The 25,690-nt window shown below is 59.0% G+C and carries 31 protein-coding genes and 1 pseudogene; 26 read left to right on the plus strand and 6 right to left on the minus strand.

What is annotated here, in order from left to right; all coding sequences use genetic code 11:
• The first annotated feature begins 46 nt into the window (after window positions 1–46).
• From eno to ispD, 3 genes are all read left to right on the plus strand, one after another.
• Window positions 47–1,336, plus strand: a complete 1,290-nt coding sequence (gene eno / locus J3P92_RS06040; protein WP_434650104.1) for a phosphopyruvate hydratase — start codon at window positions 47–49, stop codon at window positions 1,334–1,336.
• Between the two features lie 171 nt (window positions 1,337–1,507).
• The gene (gene ftsB, locus J3P92_RS06045) at window positions 1,508–1,786 is read left to right on the plus strand and encodes a cell division protein FtsB (RefSeq protein ID WP_420764249.1); all 279 of its coding nucleotides are present in this window, start codon (window positions 1,508–1,510) and stop codon (window positions 1,784–1,786) included.
• Window positions 1,783–2,490, plus strand: a complete 708-nt coding sequence (ispD, locus tag J3P92_RS06050) for a 2-C-methyl-D-erythritol 4-phosphate cytidylyltransferase (protein ID WP_420764250.1) — start codon at window positions 1,783–1,785, stop codon at window positions 2,488–2,490. Before ftsB ends, ispD begins: the two co-directional genes overlap by 4 nt.
• Window positions 2,491–2,643: 153 nt before the next feature.
• On the opposite strand, the gene J3P92_RS06055 is transcribed toward ispD, so the two are convergent.
• On the minus strand, window positions 2,644–3,540 hold the full coding sequence (locus J3P92_RS06055) for a LysR substrate-binding domain-containing protein (protein ID WP_420764251.1): 897 nt from the start codon (window positions 3,538–3,540) through the stop codon (window positions 2,644–2,646).
• 107 nt (window positions 3,541–3,647) lie between these two features.
• Between J3P92_RS06055 and J3P92_RS06060 the strand changes: the two genes are divergently transcribed.
• The 8 genes from J3P92_RS06060 to rpoS all read left to right on the plus strand — a co-directional run bounded on the left by J3P92_RS06060 (window position 3,648) and on the right by rpoS (window position 10,787).
• A complete protein-coding gene (locus J3P92_RS06060; protein WP_434609841.1) occupies window positions 3,648–4,760 on the plus strand; it encodes an S-(hydroxymethyl)glutathione dehydrogenase/class III alcohol dehydrogenase in 1,113 nt (370 codons plus the stop codon).
• An 8-nt stretch (window positions 4,761–4,768) separates the two neighbouring features.
• On the plus strand, window positions 4,769–5,614 hold the full coding sequence (gene fghA, locus J3P92_RS06065) for an S-formylglutathione hydrolase (protein ID WP_434562551.1): 846 nt from the start codon (window positions 4,769–4,771) through the stop codon (window positions 5,612–5,614).
• A 44-nt stretch (window positions 5,615–5,658) separates the two neighbouring features.
• Window positions 5,659–6,132, plus strand: a complete 474-nt coding sequence (ispF, locus tag J3P92_RS06070; RefSeq protein ID WP_434562553.1) for a 2-C-methyl-D-erythritol 2,4-cyclodiphosphate synthase — start codon at window positions 5,659–5,661, stop codon at window positions 6,130–6,132.
• Window positions 6,129–7,187, plus strand: coding sequence for a tRNA pseudouridine(13) synthase TruD (truD, locus tag J3P92_RS06075; protein ID WP_434650105.1), 1,059 nt, complete (start codon window positions 6,129–6,131; stop codon window positions 7,185–7,187). The genes ispF and truD overlap by 4 nt, the downstream gene beginning before the upstream one ends.
• The gene (gene surE / locus J3P92_RS06080) at window positions 7,175–7,924 is read left to right on the plus strand and encodes a 5'/3'-nucleotidase SurE (RefSeq protein ID WP_420764256.1); all 750 of its coding nucleotides are present in this window, start codon (window positions 7,175–7,177) and stop codon (window positions 7,922–7,924) included. The genes truD and surE overlap by 13 nt, the downstream gene beginning before the upstream one ends.
• A 41-nt stretch (window positions 7,925–7,965) precedes the next feature.
• A complete protein-coding gene (locus tag J3P92_RS06085) occupies window positions 7,966–8,601 on the plus strand; it encodes a protein-L-isoaspartate(D-aspartate) O-methyltransferase (RefSeq protein WP_161796107.1) in 636 nt (211 codons plus the stop codon).
• A gap of 226 nt (window positions 8,602–8,827) precedes the next feature.
• Complete coding sequence (locus J3P92_RS06090) at window positions 8,828–9,673, plus strand: peptidoglycan DD-metalloendopeptidase family protein (protein WP_434650106.1); 846 nt, start codon at window positions 8,828–8,830, stop codon at window positions 9,671–9,673.
• A 106-nt stretch (window positions 9,674–9,779) separates the two neighbouring features.
• Entirely contained in the window at window positions 9,780–10,787 is a 1,008-nt protein-coding gene (gene rpoS, locus J3P92_RS06095) for an RNA polymerase sigma factor RpoS (RefSeq protein ID WP_420764258.1), read from the plus strand.
• Between the two features lie 489 nt (window positions 10,788–11,276).
• On the opposite strand, the gene fdxA is transcribed toward rpoS, so the two are convergent.
• From fdxA to J3P92_RS06120, 5 genes and pseudogenes are all read right to left on the minus strand, one after another.
• Window positions 11,277–11,600 (minus strand): ferredoxin FdxA, encoded by a 324-nt coding sequence (fdxA, locus tag J3P92_RS06100; RefSeq protein ID WP_065886008.1) that lies wholly within the window; start codon window positions 11,598–11,600, stop codon window positions 11,277–11,279.
• A gap of 144 nt (window positions 11,601–11,744) precedes the next feature.
• Window positions 11,745–14,312 carry a DNA mismatch repair protein MutS gene (gene mutS, locus J3P92_RS06105; RefSeq protein WP_420764259.1) on the minus strand — a complete coding sequence of 856 codons (2,568 nt, stop codon included), beginning with the start codon at window positions 14,310–14,312 and terminating at the stop codon, window positions 11,745–11,747.
• Window positions 14,313–14,570: 258 nt separating this feature from the next.
• Entirely contained in the window at window positions 14,571–14,738 is a 168-nt protein-coding gene (locus tag J3P92_RS06110; RefSeq protein WP_434650107.1) for a hypothetical protein, read from the minus strand.
• A pseudogene (locus J3P92_RS06115) lies at window positions 14,735–15,493 on the minus strand (zeta toxin family protein). Before J3P92_RS06115 ends, J3P92_RS06110 begins: the two are co-directional and overlap by 4 nt.
• 252 nt (window positions 15,494–15,745) lie before the next feature.
• Entirely contained in the window at window positions 15,746–16,099 is a 354-nt protein-coding gene (locus tag J3P92_RS06120) for a DUF6124 family protein (protein ID WP_434650108.1), read from the minus strand.
• A 539-nt stretch (window positions 16,100–16,638) separates the two neighbouring features.
• Between J3P92_RS06120 and J3P92_RS06125 the strand changes: the two genes are divergently transcribed.
• From J3P92_RS06125 to J3P92_RS06195, 15 genes are all read left to right on the plus strand, one after another.
• A complete protein-coding gene (locus J3P92_RS06125) occupies window positions 16,639–17,373 on the plus strand; it encodes a LexA family transcriptional regulator (protein WP_434651103.1) in 735 nt (244 codons plus the stop codon).
• 461 nt (window positions 17,374–17,834) lie between these two features.
• Window positions 17,835–18,017 carry a Com family DNA-binding transcriptional regulator gene (locus tag J3P92_RS06130; protein WP_434651105.1) on the plus strand — a complete coding sequence of 61 codons (183 nt, stop codon included), beginning with the start codon at window positions 17,835–17,837 and terminating at the stop codon, window positions 18,015–18,017.
• A 41-nt stretch (window positions 18,018–18,058) separates the two neighbouring features.
• The gene (locus tag J3P92_RS06135; protein ID WP_434650109.1) at window positions 18,059–18,640 is read left to right on the plus strand and encodes a DUF642 domain-containing protein; all 582 of its coding nucleotides are present in this window, start codon (window positions 18,059–18,061) and stop codon (window positions 18,638–18,640) included.
• A 49-nt stretch (window positions 18,641–18,689) separates the two neighbouring features.
• Window positions 18,690–19,040, plus strand: coding sequence for a phage holin family protein (locus J3P92_RS06140; protein ID WP_434650110.1), 351 nt, complete (start codon window positions 18,690–18,692; stop codon window positions 19,038–19,040).
• 36 nt (window positions 19,041–19,076) lie between these two features.
• Window positions 19,077–19,589 carry a hypothetical protein gene (locus J3P92_RS06145; RefSeq protein WP_434650111.1) on the plus strand — a complete coding sequence of 171 codons (513 nt, stop codon included), beginning with the start codon at window positions 19,077–19,079 and terminating at the stop codon, window positions 19,587–19,589.
• A 3-nt stretch (window positions 19,590–19,592) separates the two neighbouring features.
• Window positions 19,593–20,204, plus strand: coding sequence for a phage baseplate assembly protein V (locus J3P92_RS06150; protein ID WP_434609857.1), 612 nt, complete (start codon window positions 19,593–19,595; stop codon window positions 20,202–20,204).
• A gap of 11 nt (window positions 20,205–20,215) precedes the next feature.
• The gene (locus J3P92_RS06155; protein WP_420764265.1) at window positions 20,216–20,548 is read left to right on the plus strand and encodes a phage baseplate protein; all 333 of its coding nucleotides are present in this window, start codon (window positions 20,216–20,218) and stop codon (window positions 20,546–20,548) included.
• On the plus strand, window positions 20,545–21,540 hold the full coding sequence (locus tag J3P92_RS06160) for a baseplate J/gp47 family protein (RefSeq protein WP_434650112.1): 996 nt from the start codon (window positions 20,545–20,547) through the stop codon (window positions 21,538–21,540). The genes J3P92_RS06155 and J3P92_RS06160 overlap by 4 nt, the downstream gene beginning before the upstream one ends.
• Window positions 21,537–22,181, plus strand: coding sequence for a phage tail protein I (locus tag J3P92_RS06165; RefSeq protein WP_434609861.1), 645 nt, complete (start codon window positions 21,537–21,539; stop codon window positions 22,179–22,181). Before J3P92_RS06160 ends, J3P92_RS06165 begins: the two co-directional genes overlap by 4 nt.
• Window positions 22,178–22,708, plus strand: coding sequence for a hypothetical protein (locus J3P92_RS06170; RefSeq protein WP_434650113.1), 531 nt, complete (start codon window positions 22,178–22,180; stop codon window positions 22,706–22,708). Before J3P92_RS06165 ends, J3P92_RS06170 begins: the two co-directional genes overlap by 4 nt.
• A 24-nt stretch (window positions 22,709–22,732) precedes the next feature.
• Entirely contained in the window at window positions 22,733–23,353 is a 621-nt protein-coding gene (locus tag J3P92_RS06175; RefSeq protein WP_434609865.1) for a hypothetical protein, read from the plus strand.
• Window positions 23,354–23,362: 9 nt separating this feature from the next.
• Window positions 23,363–23,620, plus strand: a complete 258-nt coding sequence (locus J3P92_RS06180) for a tail fiber assembly protein (protein WP_434650114.1) — start codon at window positions 23,363–23,365, stop codon at window positions 23,618–23,620.
• A gap of 85 nt (window positions 23,621–23,705) precedes the next feature.
• Window positions 23,706–23,933, plus strand: a complete 228-nt coding sequence (locus tag J3P92_RS06185; protein WP_434609869.1) for a hypothetical protein — start codon at window positions 23,706–23,708, stop codon at window positions 23,931–23,933.
• Between the two features lie 2 nt (window positions 23,934–23,935).
• Window positions 23,936–25,102, plus strand: coding sequence for a phage tail protein (locus tag J3P92_RS06190; RefSeq protein WP_434650115.1), 1,167 nt, complete (start codon window positions 23,936–23,938; stop codon window positions 25,100–25,102).
• The gene (locus J3P92_RS06195; RefSeq protein ID WP_420764272.1) at window positions 25,102–25,608 is read left to right on the plus strand and encodes a phage major tail tube protein; all 507 of its coding nucleotides are present in this window, start codon (window positions 25,102–25,104) and stop codon (window positions 25,606–25,608) included. The genes J3P92_RS06190 and J3P92_RS06195 overlap by 1 nt, the downstream gene beginning before the upstream one ends.
• The last annotated feature ends 82 nt before the right edge of the window (window positions 25,609–25,690 follow it).

Genomic DNA, 25,690 nt, shown 5'->3' on the forward strand with positions numbered 1-25,690 from the left:
TTCTTCTCGCTGCGTCGTTTTCGTCAACTTTGGAGTGTTTACAACAATGGCAAAAATCGTCGACATCAAAGGTCGTGAAGTTCTCGACTCCCGTGGCAACCCCACTGTCGAAGCGGACGTGCTTCTCGACAACGGCATCATCGGCAGCGCCTGCGCGCCGTCCGGTGCTTCCACTGGCTCGCGCGAAGCGCTGGAGCTGCGTGATGGCGACAAGAGCCGTTACCTGGGCAAGGGCGTGCTGAAAGCCGTCGCCAACATCAACGGTCCGATCCGCGAACTGTTGCTGGGCAAGGACCCTGCCGACCAGAAGGCCCTCGACCAGGCCATGATCAAGCTCGACGGCACCGAAAACAAAGCCACTCTGGGCGCCAACGCGATCCTCGCAGTGTCCCTGGCCGCCGCCAAAGCCGCCGCTCAGGACCAGGACCTGCCTTTGTACGCCCACATTGCCAACCTCAACGGTACGCCAGGCGTGTACTCGATGCCGGTGCCAATGATGAACATCATCAACGGCGGCGAACATGCCGATAACAACGTCGACATCCAGGAATTCATGGTGCAGCCGGTTGGCGCCAAGTCCTTCTCCGAAGGCCTGCGCATGGGCACCGAGATTTTCCATCACCTCAAGGCTGTGCTGAAGGCCCGTGGCCTGAGCACCGCCGTGGGTGACGAAGGCGGTTTCGCACCGAACCTGGCGTCCAACGAAGACGCCCTGAAAGTGATCTCCGAAGCCGTGGCCAACGCTGGTTACAAGCTGGGCACCGACGTGACCCTGGCCCTGGACTGCGCGGCCAGTGAGTTCTTCGAAGACGGCAAGTACAACCTGTCCGGCGAAGGTCAGGTATTCACCGCCGAAGGGTTCGCCGACTACCTCAAGGGCCTGACCGAGCGCTATCCGATCATTTCCATCGAAGATGGCCTGGACGAGTCCGACTGGGCTGGCTGGAAAATTCTCACCGACAAGATCGGCGAGAAAACCCAGCTGGTGGGCGACGACCTGTTCGTGACCAACACCAAGATCCTGAAAGAAGGCATCGACAAGAAGATCGCCAACTCTATCCTGATCAAGTTCAACCAGATCGGCACCCTGACCGAAACCCTGGAAGCCATCCAGATGGCCAAGGCTGCCGGCTACACCGCCGTGATCTCCCACCGCTCCGGTGAGACCGAAGACTCGACCATTGCCGACCTGGCCGTGGGCACCGCGGCGGGCCAGATCAAGACCGGTTCGCTGTGCCGCTCCGACCGCGTTTCCAAGTACAACCAACTGCTGCGCATCGAAGAGCAGTTGAACGGCAAGGCCAAGTACAACGGTCGCGCCGAGTTTCGCGGTTAAGCGGTAAATGGTAAAAAGACAGCGGATTGCGTCGCAACAATTACCAACGCGGTGGTTTTGCCTCTAATCTGATGCCTTATCAAGCACAAGCCTGGATCTTCCAGGCTTCGTGCTATCAGACGCTTCAAAGTTTGGCATGGCGGTCTTTTTTCACTGGATACCTGATATTCGATGCGCAGTCCCAATTGGTTGTTTCTCGTCTTGCTCCTGTTGCTGGCCGGCCTGCAGTACCGCCTGTGGGTGGGCAATGGCAGCCTGGCGCAAGTGGCCGAGCTGAATCAGCAGATTGCCGACCAGCACGCCGAAAACGAGGCATTGCTGGAGCGCAATCGGGTGATGGACGCCGAAGTGATGGAACTGAAGAAAGGCATGGAGACCGTCGAAGAGCGGGCTCGCCATGAATTGGGCATGGTCAAGGAGGGCGAAACCCTCTACCAGTTGGCCCAATGAGCATTCGTCCACCGGCCTTCTGGGCCGTGATTCCTGCCGCGGGCGTTGGTGCTCGCATGGCCGCGGACCGACCCAAGCAATACCTTCAACTGGGCGCACGCACAATTCTTGAACACAGCCTCGGCTGTTTCCTCGATCATCCGACCGTCAAGGGCGTGGTGGTCAGCATTGCTCACGACGATCCCTATTGGCCGACCCTGGCCTGCGCCAGCGATCCCCGTATCCAGCGGGTGGACGGCGGCGAGCAGCGTTCGGATTCGGTCCTCAATGCATTGCTGCACTTACATGAACAGGGCGCCGACGATTTCGATTGGGTGTTGGTTCACGACGCTGCGCGTCCCAATCTTGCCCGGGTCGACCTGGATACGTTGCTCCATGAGCTGGCGAACGATCCGGTCGGTGGCCTGCTGGCCGTCCCGGCTCGCGACACCCTCAAGCGCGCCGACAAGCATGGCCGCGTGCTGGAGACCGTCGATCGCAGCGTGATCTGGCAAGCCTATACACCGCAGATGTTCCGTCTTGGCGCCTTGCACCGGGCCCTGGCCGACAGCCTGGTGGCCGATGCCGTGATAACCGATGAAGCGTCCGCCATGGAGTGGGCGGGGCAAGCGCCTCGGCTGATTGAGGGGCGGGCGGATAACATCAAGGTCACCCGGCCGGAAGACCTTGAGTGGTTGCGCCAGCGGTGGGCGAATCGGCGTTAAGCGAGCAATGGAGGCGTCTTCAGGATCGCCATCGCGAGCAGGCTCGCTCCCACAAGGGATGTTGTCTGTACGCAAAGTTTGTATCCGCTGAAGATCCACTGTGGGAGCGAGCCTGCTCGCGATAGCAATCGATCAGGCAATATAAAACCAGCGTTACCCCCGATACTCCGGCCGCTCAGCCAACCCTTCCTTCAAGTAATCCACCAACTTGCGCACCTTCGGCGACAGATGTCGCTGCTGCGGATAAAGCGCCCACACCGCCGTGTTTGGGGGCTGATGGGCTTCCAGCAACGAAATCAACGCACCGCTGTGCAGATGCTCCAGCACATAATAATCCGGCAACTGGCACAACCCCACGCCTTGCAACGCAGCGTCCAGCACCGCTTGCCCGCTGTTGCAGCGCCAGTTTCCCTGCACCCGCTGGGAAAATTCCCGGCCGTTCTGCTCCAGTTGCCAGATGTCGGAGCTGCCGATCAGGCAGTTGTGGCGGCTCAGTTCCGACAAGCTATGGGGCCGACCATAACGTTCCAGGTAGGACGGCGAAGCGCAAAGGTACATCCGCCGCGGTGCCAGGCGCGTGGCTACCAGCCGTGAGTCCTGCAAGCGGCCGAGGCGAATCGCCAGGTCCAGGCCTTCATGCACCAGGTCCAGCGCGCGATTGCTCAGCTCGATGTCCACCCGTAACTGTGGATAGATCCCCATGAACCGCGTCACCAATGGCACGATGAACCGTTCACCGTAGGCAACGGCACAGGTCAGGCGCAGCATGCCCTTGGGTTCGCTGGCAAGATCACCGACGGCCCGCAATGCTTCCTCGCGCCCATCCTGCAAGCGCTGGCAATGCTGCAAGAAGGTCTGCCCGGCTTCGGTCAGCGTTACCCGACGGGTGCTTCGATAAAGCAAGCGTGTCTGCAGGCGCTCCTCAAGCCGTACGATTTGTCGACTGATATGGGAAGACGACACACCGAGACGTTCGGCTGCGGCGGTGAACTGGCTGCATTCGGCCACAGCCACGAACTCATCGATGCCTTCCCAGCGGTTGTCTGACATGGCTGATTATCCCTATATGGCAATAATGTTTTGCTTTCGGCTGGATTATTCAGTTTCCGGCATAGGATTACACTCCCTGTCTCGTTTTATTTTGCTGGAGTATCCGGATGATCAAGTCACGCGCTGCCGTTGCCTTCGAGGCCAAGAAACCCCTGGAAATCGTTGAAGTCGACGTGGCCATGCCCAAGGCGGGCGAAGTGCTGTTGCGCGTGGTGGCTTCGGGCGTTTGTCACACCGATGCCTACACGCTGTCCGGCGCTGACCCGGAAGGGATCTTCCCCTCGATTCTTGGCCATGAAGGCGGCGCCATTGTCGAAGCCATCGGCGAGGGTGTGACATCGGTGGCGGTGGGTGACCATGTGATCCCGCTGTACACCCCGGAGTGCGGCCAGTGCAAATTCTGTAAGTCGGGCAAGACCAACCTCTGCCAGGCCATCCGCGCCACCCAGGGCAAAGGCCTGATGCCGGACGGTACTTCGCGCTTTTCCTACAAGGGCGAGTCGATTTTCCACTACATGGGTACGTCGACGTTCTCTGAATACACCGTGCTGCCGGAAATCTCCGTAGCGAAGATCCAGAAAGATGCGCCCCTGGAAAAGGTCTGCCTGCTGGGTTGCGGCGTTACCACCGGCATCGGCGCCGTGTTGAACACCGCCAAGGTCAAGCCGGGTGACACCGTGGCGATCTTCGGCCTGGGCGGTATCGGGCTTTCGGCCGTGATCGGTGCCGTGAAGGCCAAGGCCGCGCGCATCATCGCCATCGACATCAACCCGGCCAAGTTCGAAATCGCCAAGCAGCTGGGCGCCACCGATTGCGTCAACCCGAAAGATTTCGACCGTCCGATCCAGGAAGTCATTGTCGACATGACAGACGGCGGCGTGGACTTTTCCTTCGAGTGCATCGGCAATGTGCAGTTGATGCGTGCCGCCCTGGAATGCTGCCATAAAGGTTGGGGCGAATCGGTGATCATCGGCGTGGCCGGGGCCGGCCAGGAGATCGCCACCCGTCCGTTCCAACTGGTAACCGGACGCGTCTGGCGCGGTTCGGCGTTTGGCGGCGTGCGCGGTCGCAGCGAACTGCCGAGCTACGTGGACATGGCTGAAAAGGGCGAGATCCCGCTGGATACCTTCATCACTCACACCATGGGCCTGGAGGACATCAACAAGGCATTCGACTTGATGCATGAAGGCAAGAGCATCCGTACCGTTATTCATTTCTGAGGTCGGTCATGAGCCTGGAAAACATTTCCTGCCAGAAGAGCTTCGGCGGCTGGCACAAGCGTTACCGGCACCGTTCCGAAGTGCTGGGTTGCGACATGGTCTTCGCCGTGTATCTGCCGCCGCAAGCGGAGCAGGGCGGTAAGTTGCCGGTGTTGTATTGGTTGTCCGGTTTGACCTGCACGGACGAAAATTTCATGCAAAAGGCCGGTGCCCAGCGCATGGCCGCCGAGTTGGGCTTGATCATCGTCGCGCCGGACACCAGCCCCCGTGGCGCCGAAGTGCCCGGTGATCCGGACGGTGCGTGGGACTTCGGCCTGGGGGCAGGGTTCTATCTGAACGCCACGCAGGATCCTTGGGCGCGACACTATCGGATGCATGACTATGTCGTGCAGGAATTGCCGGCGTTGGTAGAAGCGCATTTCCCGGCTTCGGATAAGCGTGGCATCAGCGGTCATTCCATGGGCGGTCATGGCGCGCTGGTCTGCGCCTTGCGCAACCCCGGGCGTTACCGTTCGGTGTCGGCCTTTTCTCCGATCAACAATCCGATGGATTGCCCGTGGGGACAGAAAGCGTTCGCCCGCTACCTTGGGGAAGACCGTTCGAAATGGCGCGAATGGGATGCCTGCGCGTTGATCGCCGAAGCGGGAGAAAAGCTGCCGCTGTTGGTGGACCAGGGTGATCGCGATGATTTCCTCGCCAACCAGCTCAAGCCCGAAGCCTTGCAACAGGCGGCCAAGGCGGCCGATCACCCGTTGGAACTGCGGCTGCAACCCGGCTATGACCACAGCTACTTCTTCATTGCCAGCTTCATCGATGAACACTTGCAACATCATGCACGCGCCCTGAACGGCTAATGCAGGTAGAATCACGCCCTGACAAAAATCGGGGCGTTTTTTTTATGCGTATTGGCCACGGCTACGATGTTCACCGTTTTGCTGAAGGCGACTTCATTACTCTGGGCGGCGTGCGGATCGCACACGGCTTCGGGCTGCTTGCGCATTCTGATGGTGACGTGTTGCTGCACGCCTTGAGCGATGCCTTGCTCGGCGCTGCCGCCCTGGGCGATATCGGCAAGCATTTCCCTGACACCGACCCGCGATTCAAGGGCGCCGACAGCCGTGTGCTGCTACGTCACGTGGTTTCCTTGATCCATGCCAAAGGCTGGAAAGTGGGCAACGTCGACAACACCATCGTTGCCCAGGCGCCAAAGATGGCGCCGCACATCGAAGCGATGCGCCAGCGGATTGCCGAAGATCTCCAGGTAGACCTGGACCAGGTGAACGTGAAGGCCACCACCACCGAGAAGCTGGGCTTCGTCGGTCGGGAAGAAGGCATAGCCGTCCATTCCGTTGCCTTGTTGTTGCGCTCATGACCGAACTTGAACTACTGGGGCCACGGGCCTATGGCGAGTCGTTGGGCAGCGCGGTACTGAAAGCCACGGCGGAGGATTTCCAGGTCGATGAAGTGCTCGACATTCCGTTGACCGGCGATGGAGAGCACTTGTGGATCTGGGTGGAAAAACGCGGTTTGAACACCGAGGAGGCTGCCCGGCGTATCGCCAAGGCCGCCGGCGTGCCGCTGCGCACGGTCAGCTACGCCGGACTCAAGGATCGCCAGGCACTGACTCGTCAGTGGTTCAGCGTGCAATTGCCAGGCAAGGCCGACCCGGACCTGTCGGCGGCCGAAAACGACACCCTGAAAATCCTCAAGACCGCCCGCCACAGGCGCAAGCTGCAGCGCGGTGCGCACTCGGCCAACGGTTTTACCTTGCGCCTGACCCAGTTCACAGGCGACAAAGCGGCGATCGAGGCACGCCTGCAACAAATTGTTCGCCAGGGCATCCCTAACTATTTCGGCGCCCAGCGCTTCGGCCACGAAGGTGGCAATGTTGTCGATGCTCGTGCATGGGCGGCGCGCAAAGCCTTGCCGGAACAGCGCAACGTGCGTTCACGCCTGCTGTCGACGGCCCGCAGTTTTCTCTTCAACAAAGTGCTGGCGGCCAGAGTGGCCGACGGTACCTGGCAACACGCCCAGGTGGGCGATCTGCTGGCTTTCACCGACAGCCGCAGTTTTTTCCCGGCCGGGGAGGCTGAATGCAGCGATCCGCGCCTGGCGATTCTCGATCTGCACCCGACCGGTCCCCAATGGGGCGAAGGCCCTTCACCCGCCGCTGGCGTGGTCTTTGAATTAGAGCAGGCCGTCGCCCAGAGCGAGGCGGACCTGCGCGACTGGTTGATAAACGCGGGGATGAGTCACGAACGTCGCATCCTGCGGCTGCCCATTGGCGGGCTGTCGTGGCATTATCCCTCGCTGGACATTCTGCAATTGGAATTCGTCCTGCCGGCCGGATGTTTCGCCACTGTCTTGGTGCGCGAACTCGTCGATCTGGTGCCTGCAGGGCAGACGGACAACCCATGCGTATTCTGATTTCTAACGACGACGGGGTGACAGCACCCGGTCTTGCCGCGCTTTATGCTGCGCTGGCGGATTTTGCCGAGTGCGTGGTGATCGCCCCGGACCAGGACAAAAGCGGCGCCAGCAGTTCGCTGACGATCGATCGTCCGTTGCATCCTTGCTACCTGGACAATGGTTTCATCAGCCTCAACGGTACGCCGACCGATTGCGTGCACCTGGGCCTGAATGGCCTGTTGGAGCGCGAGCCGGACATGGTGGTCTCAGGTATTAACCTGGGGGCAAACCTGGGGGACGATGTGCTGTATTCGGGTACGGTTGCCGCGGCCCTGGAAGGTCGTTTCCTGAACCACACCTCATTTGCCTTTTCGTTTGTTTCACGGCAGGTCGACAACTTGCCTACCGCCGCCTACTTCGCCCGCAAGCTGGTGGAGGCCCACGGCGAACTGGACCTGCCGCCGCGCACGGTGCTGAACGTGAACATCCCGAATTTGCCGCTAGACCATATCCGTGGCATCCAGCTCACTCGCCTGGGCCATCGTGCCCGCGCGGCCAAACCGATGCATGTCGTCGATCCGCGCGGCAAGGCCGGCTACTGGATCGCGGCCGCCGGCGACGCCGAAGATGGCGGGCCTGGCACGGACTTCCATGCGGTCATGCAGGGCTACGTCTCGATCACGCCGTTGCAGCTGGATCGAACCTTCAACGATGCCTTCAGGCATCTCGAAGGCTGGCTGGAGGGGCTGCACTGATGTCACGTGAACAAGACGATATGCTGCGCCGGGGAATTGGCATGACCTCCCAGCGCACCCGGGAACGGTTGATCCAGCGGCTTTACGAAGAAGGGCTGTCGAATGCCCAGGTGCTGGAGGTGATTCGTCGCACGCCGCGTCACCTGTTCGTCGATGAGGCGCTGGCCCATCGCGCCTATGAAGACACGGCGTTGCCGATCGGCCATAACCAGACCATTTCCCAGCCTTATATGGTGGCCCGCATGAGCGAGCTGCTGCTGGAGGCTGGGCCGCTGGACAAGGTGCTGGAGATCGGCACGGGTTCGGGCTATCAGACCGCCGTGTTGTCGCAGTTGGTGGAACGTGTGTTTTCCGTGGAGCGGATCAAGGTGCTGCAAGATCGCGCCAAGGAACGTCTCGTGGAATTGAATCTTCGCAACGTGGTATTTCGCTGGGGAGACGGTTGGGAAGGCTGGCCAGCGTTGGCGCCTTATAACGGCATTATTGTCACGGCGGTGGCCACAGACGTCCCCCAGGCCTTGTTGGATCAGCTTGCTCCGGGCGGACGACTGGTTATTCCGGTCGGTGCGGGTGAAGTCCAGCAGCTGATGTTGATTGTGCGCGAAGAGCACGGTTTTTCACGACACGTCCTCGGGGCGGTGCGTTTCGTACCGTTGCTCAACGGGCCGTTGGCCTGAGCATTTGTGATCGGATGCTGAATTCCAGGACACGGACTGTGTCTTACGGCAGCACCCGTTCGCCGGGCTTCGGTTTGCCAGATAACGTTAAACAGCGTCGAGCAAACGTGTGCGGGCGGCCATTGCGCTTCCTTTATAGACGCGCAATGTCGGCGAGCCATAGGGCAACATGTCTGCCTGGACAGGCAGTTTCGAATTTCTTCAGCCACCACAAAGGGAGCGGCGGGTGAGTCTCACAGTCATTGCGCAGCGTATGGGTATCACGAGCTTAAAGCGCCTGGTGACTGGCCTTCTCTTGGGTACCTTGCTGGTCGGTTGTTCCAGCACGCCTTCGGGTAACGTCCGAGTGGTCGATCGCAACAATGCGACACCGCAACGGCCAACGGTCACGACCGGCCAGTATGTAGTCCGGCGTGGCGATACGCTGTTTTCCATCGCTTTTCGCTACGGCTGGGACTACAAAGCCCTCGCGGCCCGGAACAACATTCCTGCGCCTTATACGATCCACCCAGGTCAGACAATTCGCTTTGACGGGCGCAGCGGTTCAACGCCTACGGCGGTCGTCACCCAGTCCGGTTCCACACCTTCTTCCTCTAGCAAAACCACGGTTATCCGTCGTCCGGCGGGTCCCGCGCCGGCGGCTGTACCGTCCGTCGCGAACAAGCCGGCCCCTGCTCCGATGCCTCCTGCAGGCCCCGCCCCGACTGGCTGGGGATGGCCTTCTAATGGCGTTCTCATTGGAAAATTCTCTTCAAACGGTAGTTTGAATAAAGGAATTGATATCGCCGGGGATTTGGGACAGCCTGTTTTAGCCGCGTCTGATGGCATGGTTGTGTACGCCGGGAGTGGTTTGAGGGGCTACGGCGAACTCGTGATCATCAAACACAGCGATACCTACGTCAGTGCCTACGGTCACAACCGCAGGCTGTTGGTTCGGGAGGGGCAGCAGGTCAAGGTCGGACAGGCAATTGCCGAGATGGGATCAACGGGTACAGACCGGGTGAAGCTGCATTTTGAGATTCGCCGACAAGGTAAACCTGTAGATCCGCTGCAATTCCTGCCACGTCGTTGATTCGGTTGTCAGCCTGTTCCGTCACGTAGAGGGAACAGGCTCCAGCGTTGCCAAGGATAAAGGCGTCGCTCGAGCTTGAGGTCGAACTCACCAAAGGACTATAACAATGGCTCTCAGTAAAGAAGTGCCGGAGTTTGACATCGACGATGAGGTTCTCCTTATGGAGACCGGCATCGCTATGGATTCGATGTCGAATGATGAAGGGGCGACTCCACCTTCCGTTCGTGCCAAATCCAAACACTCCGCTTCACTTAAACAACATAAGTACATCGACTACACCCGGGCGCTGGACGCCACTCAGCTGTACCTCAACGAAATCGGTTTCTCGCCGCTGCTCTCCCCCGAGGAAGAAGTTCATTTTGCGCGCCTGTCGCAACGTGGCGACCCGGCCGGTCGAAAACGCATGATTGAAAGCAACCTGCGCCTGGTGGTGAAAATCGCCCGACGTTATGTCAATCGTGGGCTTTCGCTGCTGGACCTGATCGAAGAGGGAAACCTGGGGCTGATTCGCGCTGTCGAGAAATTCGACCCCGAGCGCGGCTTCCGTTTCTCGACCTACGCGACCTGGTGGATCCGCCAGACCATCGAACGGGCGATCATGAACCAGACCCGGACCATTCGGCTGCCGATCCATGTGGTCAAGGAGTTGAATGTCTATCTGCGGGCTGCCCGTGAACTGACCCAGAAGCTGGACCACGAACCTTCACCTGAAGAAATCGCCAACCTGCTGGAAAAACCTGTGGGTGAGGTCAAGCGCATGCTTGGGCTCAATGAGCGGGTTTCGTCGGTGGACGTTTCCCTGGGGCCGGACTCTGACAAGACGCTGCTCGATACCCTGACCGATGACCGTCCCACCGATCCATGCGAGTTGCTCCAGGATGACGATTTGTCCCAGAGCATCGACCAGTGGCTCTCGGAGCTTACGGACAAGCAACGGGAAGTGGTGATTCGCCGCTTCGGCTTGCGCGGCCATGAAAGCAGCACGCTGGAAGATGTCGGCCTGGAGATTGGTTTGACTCGGGAGCGGGTGAGGCAGATCCAGGTCGAAGGCCTCAAGCGCCTCCGGGAGATCTTGGAGAAAAATGGCCTGTCGAGCGAATCGTTGTTTCAATAACACTCACCAAGCGCAGCAGAGAAAGCCCCGACTGGTTCGGGGCTTTTGCGTTTCTGGGCCATTTGATTTTCCAGTCCTACCCATTTTGTAGTTTCAGTTTGTAAGCCTTTGCCTACTGTTACGTAAGCGTTCGGTTTTCCTTCAATGGGACAGATGACTAACGAATGCGGTGAAAAATAGTTAACTAGTTGTTTTTAAACAAGATAAGTTTCTGTGAACGGACTGTTACAGAGGGCAGGAAGACGCCTGCGGGCCATTGCACGGAAATGGGAAAACACTAATATCAGTCCTGTGTCGACGGACAGACACACCTGTCAAGGATGATGGGAAGGAAAGGATATCGCAGGATGCGATTCATCAGGACGATGAATAGGATTAAAGGGATTAGGGAAAAAATGTGGGCGGGTCAAACCGCCCCTTTTTTTTGCCTGCGATTTTGTTTCAACCAGCAAAAAGGCCCGCAAGGGGCCTTTGGTGACGCGGGAAAGATCAGCGCTCGAGGTCTGCGATCTTGCCTGGCTTGCCATCCCACTCTTCAGCGTCCGGCAAGGCGTCTTTCCTTTCGGTGATGTTCGGCCAGATGTCCGCCAATTCAGCGTTCAGCTCGATGAAGTTCTCCATGCCAGCTGGCACTTCGTCTTCCGAGAAAATGGCATTCGCCGGGCATTCCGGTTCACACAGGGCGCAGTCGATGCACTCGTCCGGGTGAATGACCAGGAAATTCGGGCCTTCGTAAAAGCAGTCCACCGGACACACTTCTACGCAGTCGGTGTACTTGCACTTGATGCAGTTGTCGGTGACGACGAAGGTCATTTCTAATTCTCTCCTCAGGCGGCTGCGGCGAAGCCCCTTCACGGTAGGGGTCGCGGGGTTCGGGAGCGATAGTCTGCAAACCCAGGCTAATAGGCAGCAGCATCCCAAACCGCGCGAGATTCTAACAGCTTGAAAGCCTGTGCGTTAGATCCGTGTCTTCAATGTATAAAGCAATTCGAGTGCACGGCGTGGCGTCAGGTCGTCCAGGTCAACCTTGGCCAGTTCATCCAGCACCGGATGGGGCAGGCTGGCGAACAGGTCGCTTTGCTGCGGCGCGGCCGGTTTGCCTTTGGTCGGGCGGGGTACTTCGTGGGGCAGGCTGGTGGTTTCCAGGCGGCTCAGGTGCTCGCGGGCGCGGGTGATGACATCGCTCGGCACGCCGGCCAGCTGCGCCACCGCCAACCCGTAGCTCTGGCTGGCTGGGCCGGGCAACACGTGATGCAGGAAGACGATGCGTTCGTTGTGCTCGGTGGCGTTGAGGTGGACGTTTGCTACCAGCGGTTGGCTTTCCGGCAGTACGGTCAATTCGAAGTAGTGCGTGGCGAACAGCGTGTAGGCGCGCAGTTGAGCCAGGCGTTCAGCGGCAGCCCAGGCCAGGGACAGGCCGTCGAAGGTGCTGGTGCCCCGGCCGACTTCGTCCATCAGCACCAGGCTGCGTTCGGTGGCGTTGTGCAGGATGTTAGCGGTTTCGCTCATTTCCACCATGAACGTCGAACGCCCACCCGCCAGGTCATCGCTGGAGCCGATCCGGGTGAAGATGCGGTCCACCAGGGAAAGTTCGCAGCTGGCCGCCGGCACGAAGCTGCCGATGTGGGCCAGCAGCACGATCAATGCCGTCTGGCGCATGTAGGTGGACTTACCGCCCATGTTCGGGCCGGTGATCACCAGCATGCGGGTATTGTCGTCCAGGCTCAGGTCGTTGGCCACGAACGGCGTGGTCAGTACTTGCTCGACCACCGGGTGACGACCCTGGCTGATGCGCATGCACGGTTCGCTGACGAAGCGCGGGCAGTTCAGGTCCAGGTTCAACGCGCGTTCGGCCAGGTTGCTCAACACGTCCAGTTCAGCCAGGGCGGCGGCGGTGTCCTGCAGCGGCGGGAGCTGGCTGATCAAGTCTTCGAGCAGGGCTTCGTAGAGCATTTTTTCCCGGGCGAGGGCGCGGCTCTTGGCCGACAGCGCCTTGTCTTCGAACGCCTTGAGCTCCGGAGTGATGAAACGCTCGGCGCCCTTGAGGGTCTGGCGGCGAATGTAATCGGCCGGGGCTTGCTCGGCCTGCTTGCTCGGCAGTTCGATGAAGTAGCCGTGGATGCGGTTGTAGCCGACCTTGAGGTTGGCGAGGCCCGTACGGGCTTTTTCCCGGGCTTCGAGGTCGATCAGGAACTGGCCGGCGTTCTCGCTCAGCGATTGCAGTTCGTCGAGCTCGGCGTCGTAGCCGGTTTTCAGCACGCCACCGTCACGGATCACCGCCGGCGGATTGTCGATAATTGCTTTTTCCAACAGCGCGGCCAGTTCCGGGTAGGTGCTGGTGGTGCGCGCCAGTTGTTGCAGGTGCGGTGCTTCGAGGTCGGTCATCGCCACTTGCAGTTCCGGCAGCGCGCCGAGGGCGTCGCGCAGGCGCGCCAAGTCGCGGGGACGGGCATTGCGCAGGCCAATGCGAGCGAGGATCCGCTCGATGTCGCCGATTTCCTTGAGCTGCGGTTGCAACTGCTCGAAGCGATAACGGTCCAGCAGGCAAGTAATGGAAGACTGGCGCGCTGTCAGTACCGTCAGGTCCCGCAGCGGACGGTTCAACCAGCGGGTCAGCAGGCGGCTGCCCATGGCGGTCTGGCAGCGATCGACCACCGACTGCAAGGTGTTGTCGCGTCCGCCGGCCAGGTTGGTGTCCAGCTCCAGGTTGCGTCGACTCGCGCCGTCCAGCACCACGGTGTCATCCAGGCGTTCGTGACGCAGGCTGCGCAAGTGGGGCAGGGCGGTGCGCTGGGTTTCCTTGGCGTAGGCCAGCAGGCAACCGGCAGCGCCGATGGCCAGGGTCAGGTTTTCGCAACCAAAGCCCTTGAGGTCTTGCGTGGCGAACTGTTGGCAAAGACTTTTCAACGCCGAATCGCGCTCGAAGTCCCACGGTGCCCGACGACGTACGCCACGGCGTTTTTCCGCCGGCAGGTCTTTGGGCCAGTCGTCGGGAATCAACAGCTCCACCGGGTTGACCCGTTCCAGCTCCGCCAACAGATTTTCCCAGCCCTTGATTTCCAGCACCGAGAAATTGCCGCTGGTGATGTCCAGCACCGCCAGACCGAACAGGCGCTCGTCGCCCAGGACTGCAGCAATCAGATTGTCCCGACGCTCGTCCAGCAAGGCTTCGTCACTGACCGTGCCGGGCGTGATGATCCGCACGACCTGGCGTTCCACCGGCCCTTTGCTGGTGGCCGGGTCGCCGACTTGCTCGCAAATCACCACGGACTCGCCGAGTTTGACCAGCTTCGCCAGATAACCTTCCGCTGCGTGGTAAGGAATCCCACACATCGGAATCGCCATGCCCGCCGATTGCCCACGCGCCGTCAGGGTGATGTCCAGCAGCTTGGCGGCTTTCTTCGCATCTTCGTAGAAGATCTCGTAGAAGTCGCCCATGCGGTAGAACATCAGCTGATCGGGGTGCTGGTTCTTCAGGCGCCAGTACTGCTGCATCATCGGCGTGTGGGAGGACAGGTCGTTCACGGCTGTATTCATTGGGGTCAGGCAAAGCTCGTTGAAAGGTGTAGGCAAAAGGAGGGGCATCGGCCCGGCTTTTCCGCGATGGGCGCAAGGTTAACATGGGCGGTCTGGTGCTACCCAGGGATGAGTGCTTCGATGTTGGTGAAGCTGGGCTTCTTCCTTCCGATATCGCTTCTAGATGCGGCGCGGAAATATGCCTGAGGTATGAAACCAGGCAACAAAAAGCCCGACACATGGTCGGGCTTCGTTCCAGTCTTGACATCAGGCTCGTTTCGCCTCGGCCTGCATCATGACTAGGGTTTGCTGCTTGGTAGCCTCCGTCAAAACCTCGCTATAAACACGCTTCTTTTGGTCCGATTTCGCGTTACGAATAAAATCGGCGAAGGTGCTCTTGGTTCCTTTGGACAAGCCAAGCTTGATCGAAATCATAGGTGCCCTCCTGATGGTGCTCCGAGCATGGCCTCTAGGTCCGCCCGCGTGTGTTGCTCAGGGATATGGTAGTCAATCTTATCGACACCAGCCTTGTAAAGTCGTCCCGAATTGTCGATATGTTTGAGCAACAGATCTACATGGACATCACCTTGATACTCTAGCTTAAGCGCGTTCACGACGTCACGTGCTGCGAAGTATTGCTGGATGAAATGCTCTTTGTGAATCCTCCTACCCTCGGCCGCCTCACGAGCGTTGACAAACCCCCAGGCAAGCACAGGTGATTGATAGACATACAAAATTTGTATGAATCAGCCTTTTTTCAATGAGCGGTCGACGTTCCGTCTTGCAACATCTATGTTGGAAAACGTCCCGTCAAGGATAAACGATTGCCTTTGATCCAATGCGAAATCGAGGATTTTGTCGACCAGAATCGAAACCCCACCCTGAAAAAGCCACGAATTTGTTCCCGTATAAGCTGGAAACTCACTTCGCAGCTCATCAGCATCTATCCGTAGAATGGCGGTATCCGCAAAGAGATTCACCAAAGCTATTGAGGCCTCGGTTTTACCTGCGCCAGGGGAACCCGCCATGAAAACTGATACCGGCGCTTCTTCTGGTGGATAAAGCTCCTTATCTGTAAGTCGTTTTGCGATTGCTTTTTTATTGGATCGAGCGAAGCGCAATGCGTCTTCATAAACGGTTCGATCTGCTAAAGCCACTTCCTGATTGCGAGTGTTGGCATCCTCCGTCATTAATCTAATCCTTTTTAATATTCCTGTGTTTGACCCGGACTCAAGCGACCTATTGGTGTCCAGTGCTGTCCATGATGGAAATCGGTGAAGCGGTGGCGAGGGAGCCTGCTTCTGCTTGAGTGCGGAGTGCACACAAAAAAGGAGGGCTCCCAAGCCCAGCGGAGCGAACTCCCCCAACAAGCTCTTCGTTTTCTTAAGTGAACACTATGGCTATACATACGGCCATTTATGTTTCTGCTTAATGGGACCTGTTTACCTCACCTCAACCACATCCAACGCCCGGTTCGCCAGCAACTGGCTCAGCTCTATCATCTGTTGAACCCCCAGCAGGATATTCCGCCGCGAGCCCTTCAGGTCGAATGCCAGGTCGCTGACCATGGCGTTGGCCGAGGCCAGGGTTTCGCTGAGGTTGGCGAGCAGGCATTCGGCGTCGACGTTGGGGGCGATGATGAAAAGGGTGTCGGGTGTGTCAGCGGTTTCTTTGTCGGTTTTCGGCTTGAGGTAATAGTCCAGGGCGCGGGTGGTCGCGCCGTCGAGTTTCTTGGCGTTGGCCGATTGGCTGCGGGAGATGTGATCGTCTGGGGGATTTGGAGTGTTCTTCGGCATTCTATTGGATCCTTGAAGTTGAGCCACCACTCACTCGCGACTAAACGAGGGGTGGCAGCTGTACGCAGGTTAGTCGACCGGGGATCCAAGGAACCGGCGCGCCCGAGGGCGCCCTGCGCACAGCCACCATTGAGTACAGGAATAGAAGGACCTGACTGAATGGAGCAATGAGCACCTTGGAATACCGAGCGACTAAACCCGATCACTGATGAGCAGTGACGAGATCAAAAGTACCGATGGGATCCAAGGCGCACAAGCCGGCGGATTCTGGCGTATTTGTAGGCAGAGGCGCAAGGAAACGTAGCCTTGCGTCGCACATTTGAAGGACGCCTTTGAAGCCTTTTCCCAAGGGCTTGTAGGAAGAATTCCGTGGCGAGGGAGCTTGCTCCCGCTGGGCTGCGCAGCAGACCCTTCTTGTGAGCGCTTCGCACTCAAGCGGGAGCAAGCTCCCTCGCCACAAGAAATGCGCGACGCTGGAATTGCATATTTATGCAAATCAGCATTTGTCTTCCGCCAAAAGAACAAGCATTATGCGCGTTATGCAAAAACGCAACGTTTCTACTGTATTAAGAGTATTGCTCGATCAGCACGGGATCTCCCCCACGGAGCTTCACCGGCGTACCGGCGTGCCTCAGTCCACCCTCTCGCGGATCCTCAGCGGCAAGATCGTCGACCCTTCGGATAAACACATCTCGAAGATCGCCGAATATTTTTCCGTGAGCACCGACCAGTTGCGCGGGCGCGCGGACGTTGTGCCCGCCGGCAATGCCCGCCGCGACGAGCCGCATTCCGAACTCAAGGACATAAGCCTGTGGGACGATGACACACCCGTCGAGGAAGACGAGGTGTCCGTTCCTTTTCTGCGTGAGGTTGAATTGGCTGCTGGATCAGGAAGATTCGTCATCGAGGAAAGCGAGCGCTCCAGCCTGCGCTTCGGCAAGCGCAGCCTGCGCCACAACGGCGTGCAGTTCGACCAGGCCAAGTGTGTGACGGTACGCGGCAACAGCATGTTGCCGGTGCTGCGTGACGGCGCCACGGTTGGGGTGAACGCGGGCAAATGCGGGATCGGCGATATTGTCGACGGTGACCTCTACGCCATCAACCACAACGGCCAACTGCGGGTGAAACAGCTATACCGCTTGCCCACTGGCATTCGTCTGCGCAGCTTCAACCGCGATGAACATCCGGATGAGGACTACACGTTCCAGGAAATGCAGGACGAGCAGATCGTCATCCTCGGTCACGTCTTCTGGTGGGGTATGTACGCCCGTTAACCCCTCCGCTGTCAGATAAAACCCGCCGCCGCGCGGGTTTTTTTTCGCCTCCTGAAAACTGGCAACCCTCAGTGTTTCTGCGGGATTCATGCGTTCATGCATTTGCCATGCATAAATAAATGCATTTACGCATTGACTGTATATGCATCCATGCATATTCTGTGTCCAAGCCGCTCGACAAAGCGGCTGGCAACAAAGCTCTTTAGTTCCACCAACAGGCAGCGATGAACCGGCCTTAACGGTTCAGAGGGTTGGCAACTGGCCCGGGTGTGCAGCGTAAAGCACCAGAAGCAGTTATCCGGCGGGCAGGGACCGCGGCCGGAAAAACAATTTGAATGGATCCGTACCGCGCCAGTCGCGCCGAAAGATCAAGCGCATTACTGAAAAGCCTGGGTAACCGGGCTTTTTGGAATGCCTGTGCCGCGAGGCACTTCAAACCGCCGCCAATGGGAGGGCTTTCGATGCTGAAGGATTTCAGATGCGGTCACTGTAAAAAACTTCTGGCCCGGATGGGCGAGAACACCGAACTCCAGATCAAGTGTTCCCGATGCGGGACGTTGAATCATGTGAAGGCCGTTGAGCTTCGAGTGAACGCCAGCGAGCGAACAGCGTGCGGGATAGTCCCTGCATGCCGTACCCAATGACAGTCCTTCGCGAACAATCATTCGACTCAATAGGTATCACCATGAACTCTATTAAAAAAACCATTGCTCCATTCCTGCTGGCCTTCACGCTATTCAGCGCAACGGGCAACGCCACGGCGGCCAATCTTTTGGTCAACGGCAGCTTTGAACAGCCGGGCTGCGCTGACAGTTGTGTGTTGAATAGGACGGGACAGGCCGATTTCATCACCGGTTGGACAACCTTCCTGTCTGGGGCGGAGTACTTCAATGTCGCCGCTTCGATCCGTGGTTCCGTAGCGCCGGCAGGTGTGGTGATTGTCGATTTGGCTAACAGCGTTTATAGCAACGGAGGTGGGATTCAACAGAACTTCGCCACGGTGGCCGGTGCTAAATATCGCTTGACCTTCAGCGCAGGTAATTCGGTTTACGCCAATCGCTCTGGGGAAGGTGTTATCCAAGTGAAAGTCGCCGGGCAAACCGCAACATTCAATACGCCAGTAGCCCGAGGCAGTGTGGTCGAATGGGCCACCATGACCTTGGATTTTACGGCGGTCACCACTCAAACAACCCTGGCCTTCTCCAACGAACAGAATCCTTACGTCAACTTCGCTTTCATCGACAACGTCATCGTTGAGCGACTGTAGAACGTCGCCTGTCTCCAAACGCTCATTACTCACCCCCAGGAAGCCTGACATGACAAACGAGCAACAAGCGTTGCTGGACATGCCGATCTGGCTGGTCATCGTGCTCGCCCTGGTGGGCGGGGTGTCCGGCGAGATGTGGCGCGCCGACAAGGAGGGAGCCCGTGGCTGGCCGTTGCTGCGCCGCGTGGTTCTGCGCTCCGGTGCCTGCGTGGTCTGCGGCGTATCGGCAACGATGCTTTTGTACGCCCTCGGGATGTCGATCTGGAGCGCTTGTGCCCTGGGTTGCCTGACCGCCATGGCCGGTGCCGATGTGGCGATCGGTCTCTATGAACGCTGGGTCGCCAAGCGGATTGGCGTCTGCGAAGTGCCACCGCGGGACATTCCTCCCGACCAGCCGTGAATCGTCCTCGCTGATCCAAAATAAAGGAGGCGATCAATGCCCGTCCTTATCGAAAAACCGTCGCAGCTGTTCTTCGCCATTGCCCAGACGCTGCGCGCCACTTATCCCGCCTTGAAGATCGGCAGCCCCCAAGAATTCGACGGCACCGACGACCAACCTTGGGTGCTGATCGCCATTGAGCGCGATGCGTCCGGCCTTCGCGCCAACGACGGGCGTATCGCCCATGTGCTGACGGTGTCTTTGCAGGTGGTCATGGCCGTTCCGGGATGGGACGCCTGCGATTTGGCCGCAGAGCTGAAGCAATTGGTCATGGATAACCGCTGGGGGCTGTCCGGTGATCAATGCGACCTGCCGACGGAGCTCGATGGCCTCCCGTCTACATTCATCCATCCGGCGCGGCAATACACCGCCTGGACCCTTTCTTTCAGCCAGGCCCTGTACCTGGGGCCAACGCTGCTGGATGACCCGTTGGGCATTCCGAAATTCGCGCGAACCTGGGAAGTCTCGAGCATCGACGACCCAGATCAATACACAGCACTCGAGGGTTGAACCATGTTTGATGCGCTGTTGCGGATGCATCTGGGGCCGATCATCGAGCGTCTGGCGCAAATGGAAACCGAGCTCGAAGACCTGCATCGGCGTGCGGAAAGTTTCTGTCGCATCGGTGTGTGTCAGGAAGTCGATGCCGCCACCAATACCTGCAAGGTCAGCCATGGCGGGCTGCTGACACCGGCGATCCGCTTCTTCAACCCGAGCGCCGGCGCCCAGAGCGAGTCGCGGATTCCGTCCGTGGGCGAGCAGTGCCTGTTGCTCAACCATGGCGGCGGCGACGGCGGTGGCCAAGCGGTGGCGCTGTTCGGCCTTAACGGTGGTCAGTTTCCGCCCGTCTCGACCCAGGCTTCGCTGACGCGTCGCCTCTATCAGGACGGCGCGGAAAACGGCTACGACCACGCCAGCCATGTCCTGCATTGGAACAACGGTCCGGCGGCATTCAGCGGTTCCCGCGAATCCCTCCGGTTGAACATTGGCCCATCCAGTTTGGTGATGACGCCGCAAACCATCGAGTTGCAACTGGGCGCTGTTGGCATTCGCCTCGACGCGTCGGGTGTGCACCTGAGCGGCCCGGTGGTGGATCACCAGGGACGCGTCATCAGTACCGCATAAGAGATTTCCCCATGATTGGAATCGATCGAAATACCGGCGCCACGGTCGACGACTGGCTGCAGTTCGTGCAGCGCGCTACCCGTGCCTTGACCACGCCGTTGGGCACTCGTCAGAAGCGTCCGTTGTATGGCTGCGCACTCACGCAGTTACTGGGGCAGAACCTCGGTGACGACCTGCTGATCCTCGCCCAGAGCCATGCGGCCCAAGCGTTCTACAACCCGCACAACGGTATCGATGATTTCGAGCCGCAGGTCATCGTTGCCAGCCGGCACGGTGCGGGATTGCTGCTGCGTTTCGCCGGCACCTGGAGAAACCGCAAACAGACTTTCGAGGTGGTGGCATGAGCATGTTGATACCCGGCCAGAACCAACTGGCCGAACCGGCCATCGTCACCGTCGAGGCATTCGAGGATCTGCTCGCAGAATTCAAGACCTTCGTGGTGGAGTATGTCGCGGCACGCTCTCCCGCAAGCGCCGCAAAACTGGTGGACAGCCTCGAAAACGAAAGCGAACTGCTGACCCTGGCCCTCGAGGCGTTCTGTGTCCGGCTGCAAACCCACGAGCGCAAATACAACGCCCGCATCAAGCAGATGCTGGCGTGGTGGGCCACCGGCACCAACCTCGATGCTCGCCTCGCGGACATGGGTCTTGAACGCCAGTTGCTCGACCCGGGCGATCCGGCGGCATTCCCGCCCGTTCCCCCGGTCTACGAGAGCGATGACGATGCGCGGCTGCGCTACTACCTGGCGCCCCATGCCCCGGCGGCTGGCTCGCGCATGCAATATCGACGGGAAATTTTCACCCTGGGGCAACGCCCCGTCGTGAAGGTTGAAAGCGCTTCGGCGGGTGTGGTGACGGTCACGTACACCTTCGACCCGGACAGCTACGCCGCCCAGATCAAGGACGGCAACGGACGCCGCACCGCGCCCGGCGAAGTCACGGTCACGGTGCTGTCCCGCGACGGCGATGGAACGCCATCCGAAGGGCTGCTCGACGGTGTTCGCGAGCACTTCGCCCGACCGGATGTACGACCGGAAACGGACCGGGTCATCGTCCAACCCGCGCAGATCGAGAGCTACAAGATCCGCGTCGTGGCGAAGATCAATCCCGGCCCTGACTCGGGCCTGACCCAGGTTGCTGCACAGCGGCAACTGCAGGAATACGCCGAGGCCTGCCATCGCCTGGAAGGTCGGGTGGACCCGAGCTGGATTGACTACACGCTGCACAGCGCCGGCGCGGTTCAACTGCAGATTCTCGAACCGCTTGTGCCGATCGTGACGACGGCTTTCCAGGCGCCGTACTGCACGGGCGTCGAGGTCGAGGTGGATACGTTATGAGCGACGACACATCTCGACCGAGCCTGCTGCCGGTCAACAGTTCACCGCTGGAGCGGGCGCTGGATCTTGGGTTTGCCCAATTGCTGGAACGCATCGATCCGCCGTTTCCCGAGTTGATGAACCCGGCGGCCACGCCTTTGGCGTTCCTGCCGTATTTGGGGGCGGATCGTGGGGTCAGTGAATGGGACACAGGAGCCGACGACCTGGAAAAGCGCTTGACCGTTTCGTTGTCCTGGCAGATCCAGCGTCAGGCTGGTACGCGTCGAGCCCTGAGTCATGCCGTCGAGTCCATGGGGTTTATACCCCATGTTGTCGCCTGGTATGAGCAGCAACCTCCTACACATCCCTACACCTTTGATGTGCAAGCGATCATCGGCCAGAGCTGGTCCAGCGGCGACCACAATCGCTTGATACGGCGCATCAATGCCGCCAAGAGCGAGCGCGACCAGGCCACTATCACGCTTGTACATCAAACGAGGGGCAGTCTGGCGCTCGCGTCAGCTCCCCATGGAGCATTGAGCGAAGCAGAGCTGTTTCTGTGGGGGGCGCTGCCAGCACTTGATCTTGATGCACGACTTATCAGCACCAGCTTTTTCCAACCCTACACCATTAACGATTACGACCTCAGGGCGCAGCCATGACAGAAGACATTACGCGCTTGGTTCGTTTCACTTCCGCCGGCCTGGCCGAAGTGCTGCAGGCAAAGAACCAAGGCTTGAAAGGTGAGATCACTCACATTGGAGCTGGCACCGCCCGCTACGATCCCAACGGATCGGAAACGGCGCTTCGCAATGAGCGACAGCGTGTGCCAATCGTGGATTACGAAGGCCTGGATACAGGGCAGTTGCGAATGGCCGCTTTGTTTGAGGGGGCGGATGAATATGAGATTGGCGAGTTCGGTTTTTATCTTTCCACGGGCACGTTGTTGGCGGTGTATTCGGTGGCTGGGAAGCTGCTGACCTACAAAGCCGCTGCAGCGCGAGTCTTGCAAAAGTTCACGCTGGATATTTCACCATTGCCGGCGCAAAGCGTCACGGTGGTGGTCGGGTCCGACAACCTGAACATTCTATTGAGTGAAGAAATCGCCACGTTGGCTACCGCTAATATCGACAACATGGCGCGGCACGTTGGCCTGATATTTCGGGTAATGGCGCTCGAAGCCAAATAATCAAATAGCACAAGGAACCTGAATGTGAGTCTGGAAACCACTATCGCGTCGCTGGTATCAGCGGCCAACAATTTGACCTCGGTGGTCAATGGGAAAATCGGCAGTATCAACACGACCATGGCCACGGCGCTGACGCAGTTCAACGAATGGCGAAGTCAGAAGGATGTAGAAGGGGATCCAAGCGCGCTCGGTACGATTCGTCGCAATGTGCTGCAGGGCCATGTCTATGGGACTGGTGGTGTCTATGGCGCCACGGCTCAAGGTGATTTTGTATCGACGAACCTGGGTGCCAGCGCGAATGTCTATATGCATTTCAAAGTGCCGTTGAACATCAATGTTCACTCGGAGATGTTCTGGTTCAACATCAAGGGTTACAGCTACGGCACAGCAAAAATAATCGACGAAACGTTGGTGGGGTATTGCTATCAGCCCACTCGGGTTCTGCAAAACGCTTCGACTTTTGGAAACATGACCCCTTCTATCTATGTCGATACTAACGGCAATATCGTCATGCGAATTCTGATTCCAAACATTTATTACACCACCGTGCGCATTGACACCATGCGCGTGGGCAATGGTCGGTTGTTCAATCTTGGGGACTTGGTCACCAGGTTGTCGCTGGCCGAAACCGTTATTTTCAGCTAAGGAACGAACATGTCTGATCTGTCCAACATTGACATACCCGAAATTCCACTTGCCGTACCGTCGCCTGAAATCGAATGGGCCGCCATTCGCACACGCCGTAATCAACTGTTGCGAGACACGGATTTCACCCAATTACCAGACTTCCCCGCAACAGAAACCCAGCTCGCCGATATCAAGGCTTATCGCCAGGCCTTGCGAGACATCCCCGAAACGGATGTGGAGCCGTCCAGCCTGCTCTGGCCCGTGCTGCCAGATTTCATCAAGTAATCCACGACCGCGAGAGCGGTTTTTTTCGCCTGCACTAAGCCCCGCCATGGGGCTTTTGTGTTTTTCGCATCTGGAGAGACCGTAGATGCCCGTTCGTAAGCAATACACCGTGCTGCTGCCATTTCCTACCGGCGGTGGGCACTGGTCGAGCGTCGGCCAGACGTTGGATTTGTTGGATGTTCAGGCCAGCGCGTTGCGCAGTGCCGGTCGCCTCGAACTGACCAGCGTCCTGAATTCGCAGGAGCCGGCTTCTGACACGCAAGCCACCACAACCACCCCGGCCAAAAAGGCCACCACCAAAAAGGCTGAATAACCATGGCTGAGGTTTTGAACTTCGAGCACAACGGCATCACCGTCAATGCCACCGAATCTCCCGAGGCCATGGGTGGCCTGGGGGACAACGTCATCGGGCTGGTCGGCACCGCGCCGAATGCCAACCCGCTGATTCCGAAAAATACTCCGTTTCGCATCAACAGTTTTACCACCCAAGCCCAGCTCGACCCGAGCGGTGCCGAGGCCGGGACGTTGTTCCACGCGGTGTACCAGATCCTCAAAGTGGTCAAGGTGCCGGTGTATGTGGTCATCGTCGAAGAGGGCGCGACACTGGCCGACACGCAGAACAATGTAGTCGGCGGCATCGAGGCGCAGACCGGGCGCAAGTTGGGCCTGGCCGCGTTGAGTGGCGTGGCCGAAGACCTGACGATCATCGGCGCGCCGGGCTTCACCGGCACCAAGGCCGTGGCCGGCGAGTTCGCTTCGTTCGGCAAGCGCATCAAGGCCCGTGTGGTGCTGGATAGCAAGGACGCCTCGGTCGCTGATCAAGTGACCTACAGCCAGGAGTTGGGCGGCGCCGACCTCGGTTTCGACCGTTGCCTGGTGGTGCACAACATGCCGGCGGTGTACTCCAAGGCGGCGAAGAAAAACGTCTTCCTGGCCCCGTCGAGCCTGGCCATCGCCGCACTTGCCAAGGTCAAGCAGTGGGAGAGTCCGGGCAATCAGGTGACTTTCGCCGAGGACGTTTCCCGCACCGTCGAATACAACATCCTCGACACCTCCACCGAAGGCGATCTGCTCAACCGCTACGGCGTCAGCTACTACGCCCGCACCATCCTCGGCGGCTTCTCTTTGCTGGGCAACCGTTCCATCACCGGCAAGTTCATCAGCTACGTCGGCCTGGAAGACGCCATCAGCCGCAAGCTGGTGAAGGCCGGCCAGAAAGCCATGGCCAAGAACCTGACCAAGTCGTTCATGGACCAGGAGGTCAAGCGCATCAACGACTGGCTGCAAACCCTGGTGGCCGACGAAACCATTCCTGGCGGCAGCGTGTACCTGCACCCGGAACTGAACAGCGTCGAGAAGTACAAGAACGGCACCTGGTACGTAGTCATCGACTACGGCCGCTATGCGCCGAATGAACACATGATTTATCAACTCAATGCCCGCGATGAAATCATCGAGCAGTTTCTGGAGGACGTTCTCTAATGTTTACCAACCGCGTAAGACAGGCCATTGCGGCCACCCTGCAGGGCCTGCCGTTGTCGGCGACCGTGGAAGAATTCACGCCGCCGAAAATTGAATTCGAAATGGAAGAAATGCGCGGCGGACGCTTCATCGGCGAGGAAATGGCCAAGAGCGGCAAAGCGCTGACAGCCAAACTGGTGCTGCAAGGTGTCGGCCCGGAAATCATGCTGGCGCTGGGCGTGAGCGTCGGAGACGACATCCTGCTGAACGTGCGCGAGGCGGGCCAGGATCAGGACGGCAATACCTGGTTCACCTACCACACTGTGGGCGGCAAGTTGAAATCCCTCGACGAAGCCGCCCTGAAAATGAACGAGACGCCCACCACCACCCTGGAGCTGTCCTGCCGCACCTACAGCCGCCTGGAAAACGGCATCCCAGTGATCGACATCGACGTGCGCACCCAGAAGTTCGTGCTCAACGGCGTCGACATTCTTGGCGATGCGCGTCGTGCGGTGTTGCTGCCTTAAGCAGTTGCCAGCCGGCTAGATGCAATCCCTGTGGGAGCGAGCTTGCTCGCGATAGCGGAGTGTCAGACACCTTGATATTGAA

The sequence above is a fragment of the Pseudomonas sp. D3-27 genome (genome assembly GCF_051132165.1).
Taxonomy (GTDB): Bacteria; Pseudomonadota; Gammaproteobacteria; order Pseudomonadales; family Pseudomonadaceae; genus Aquipseudomonas.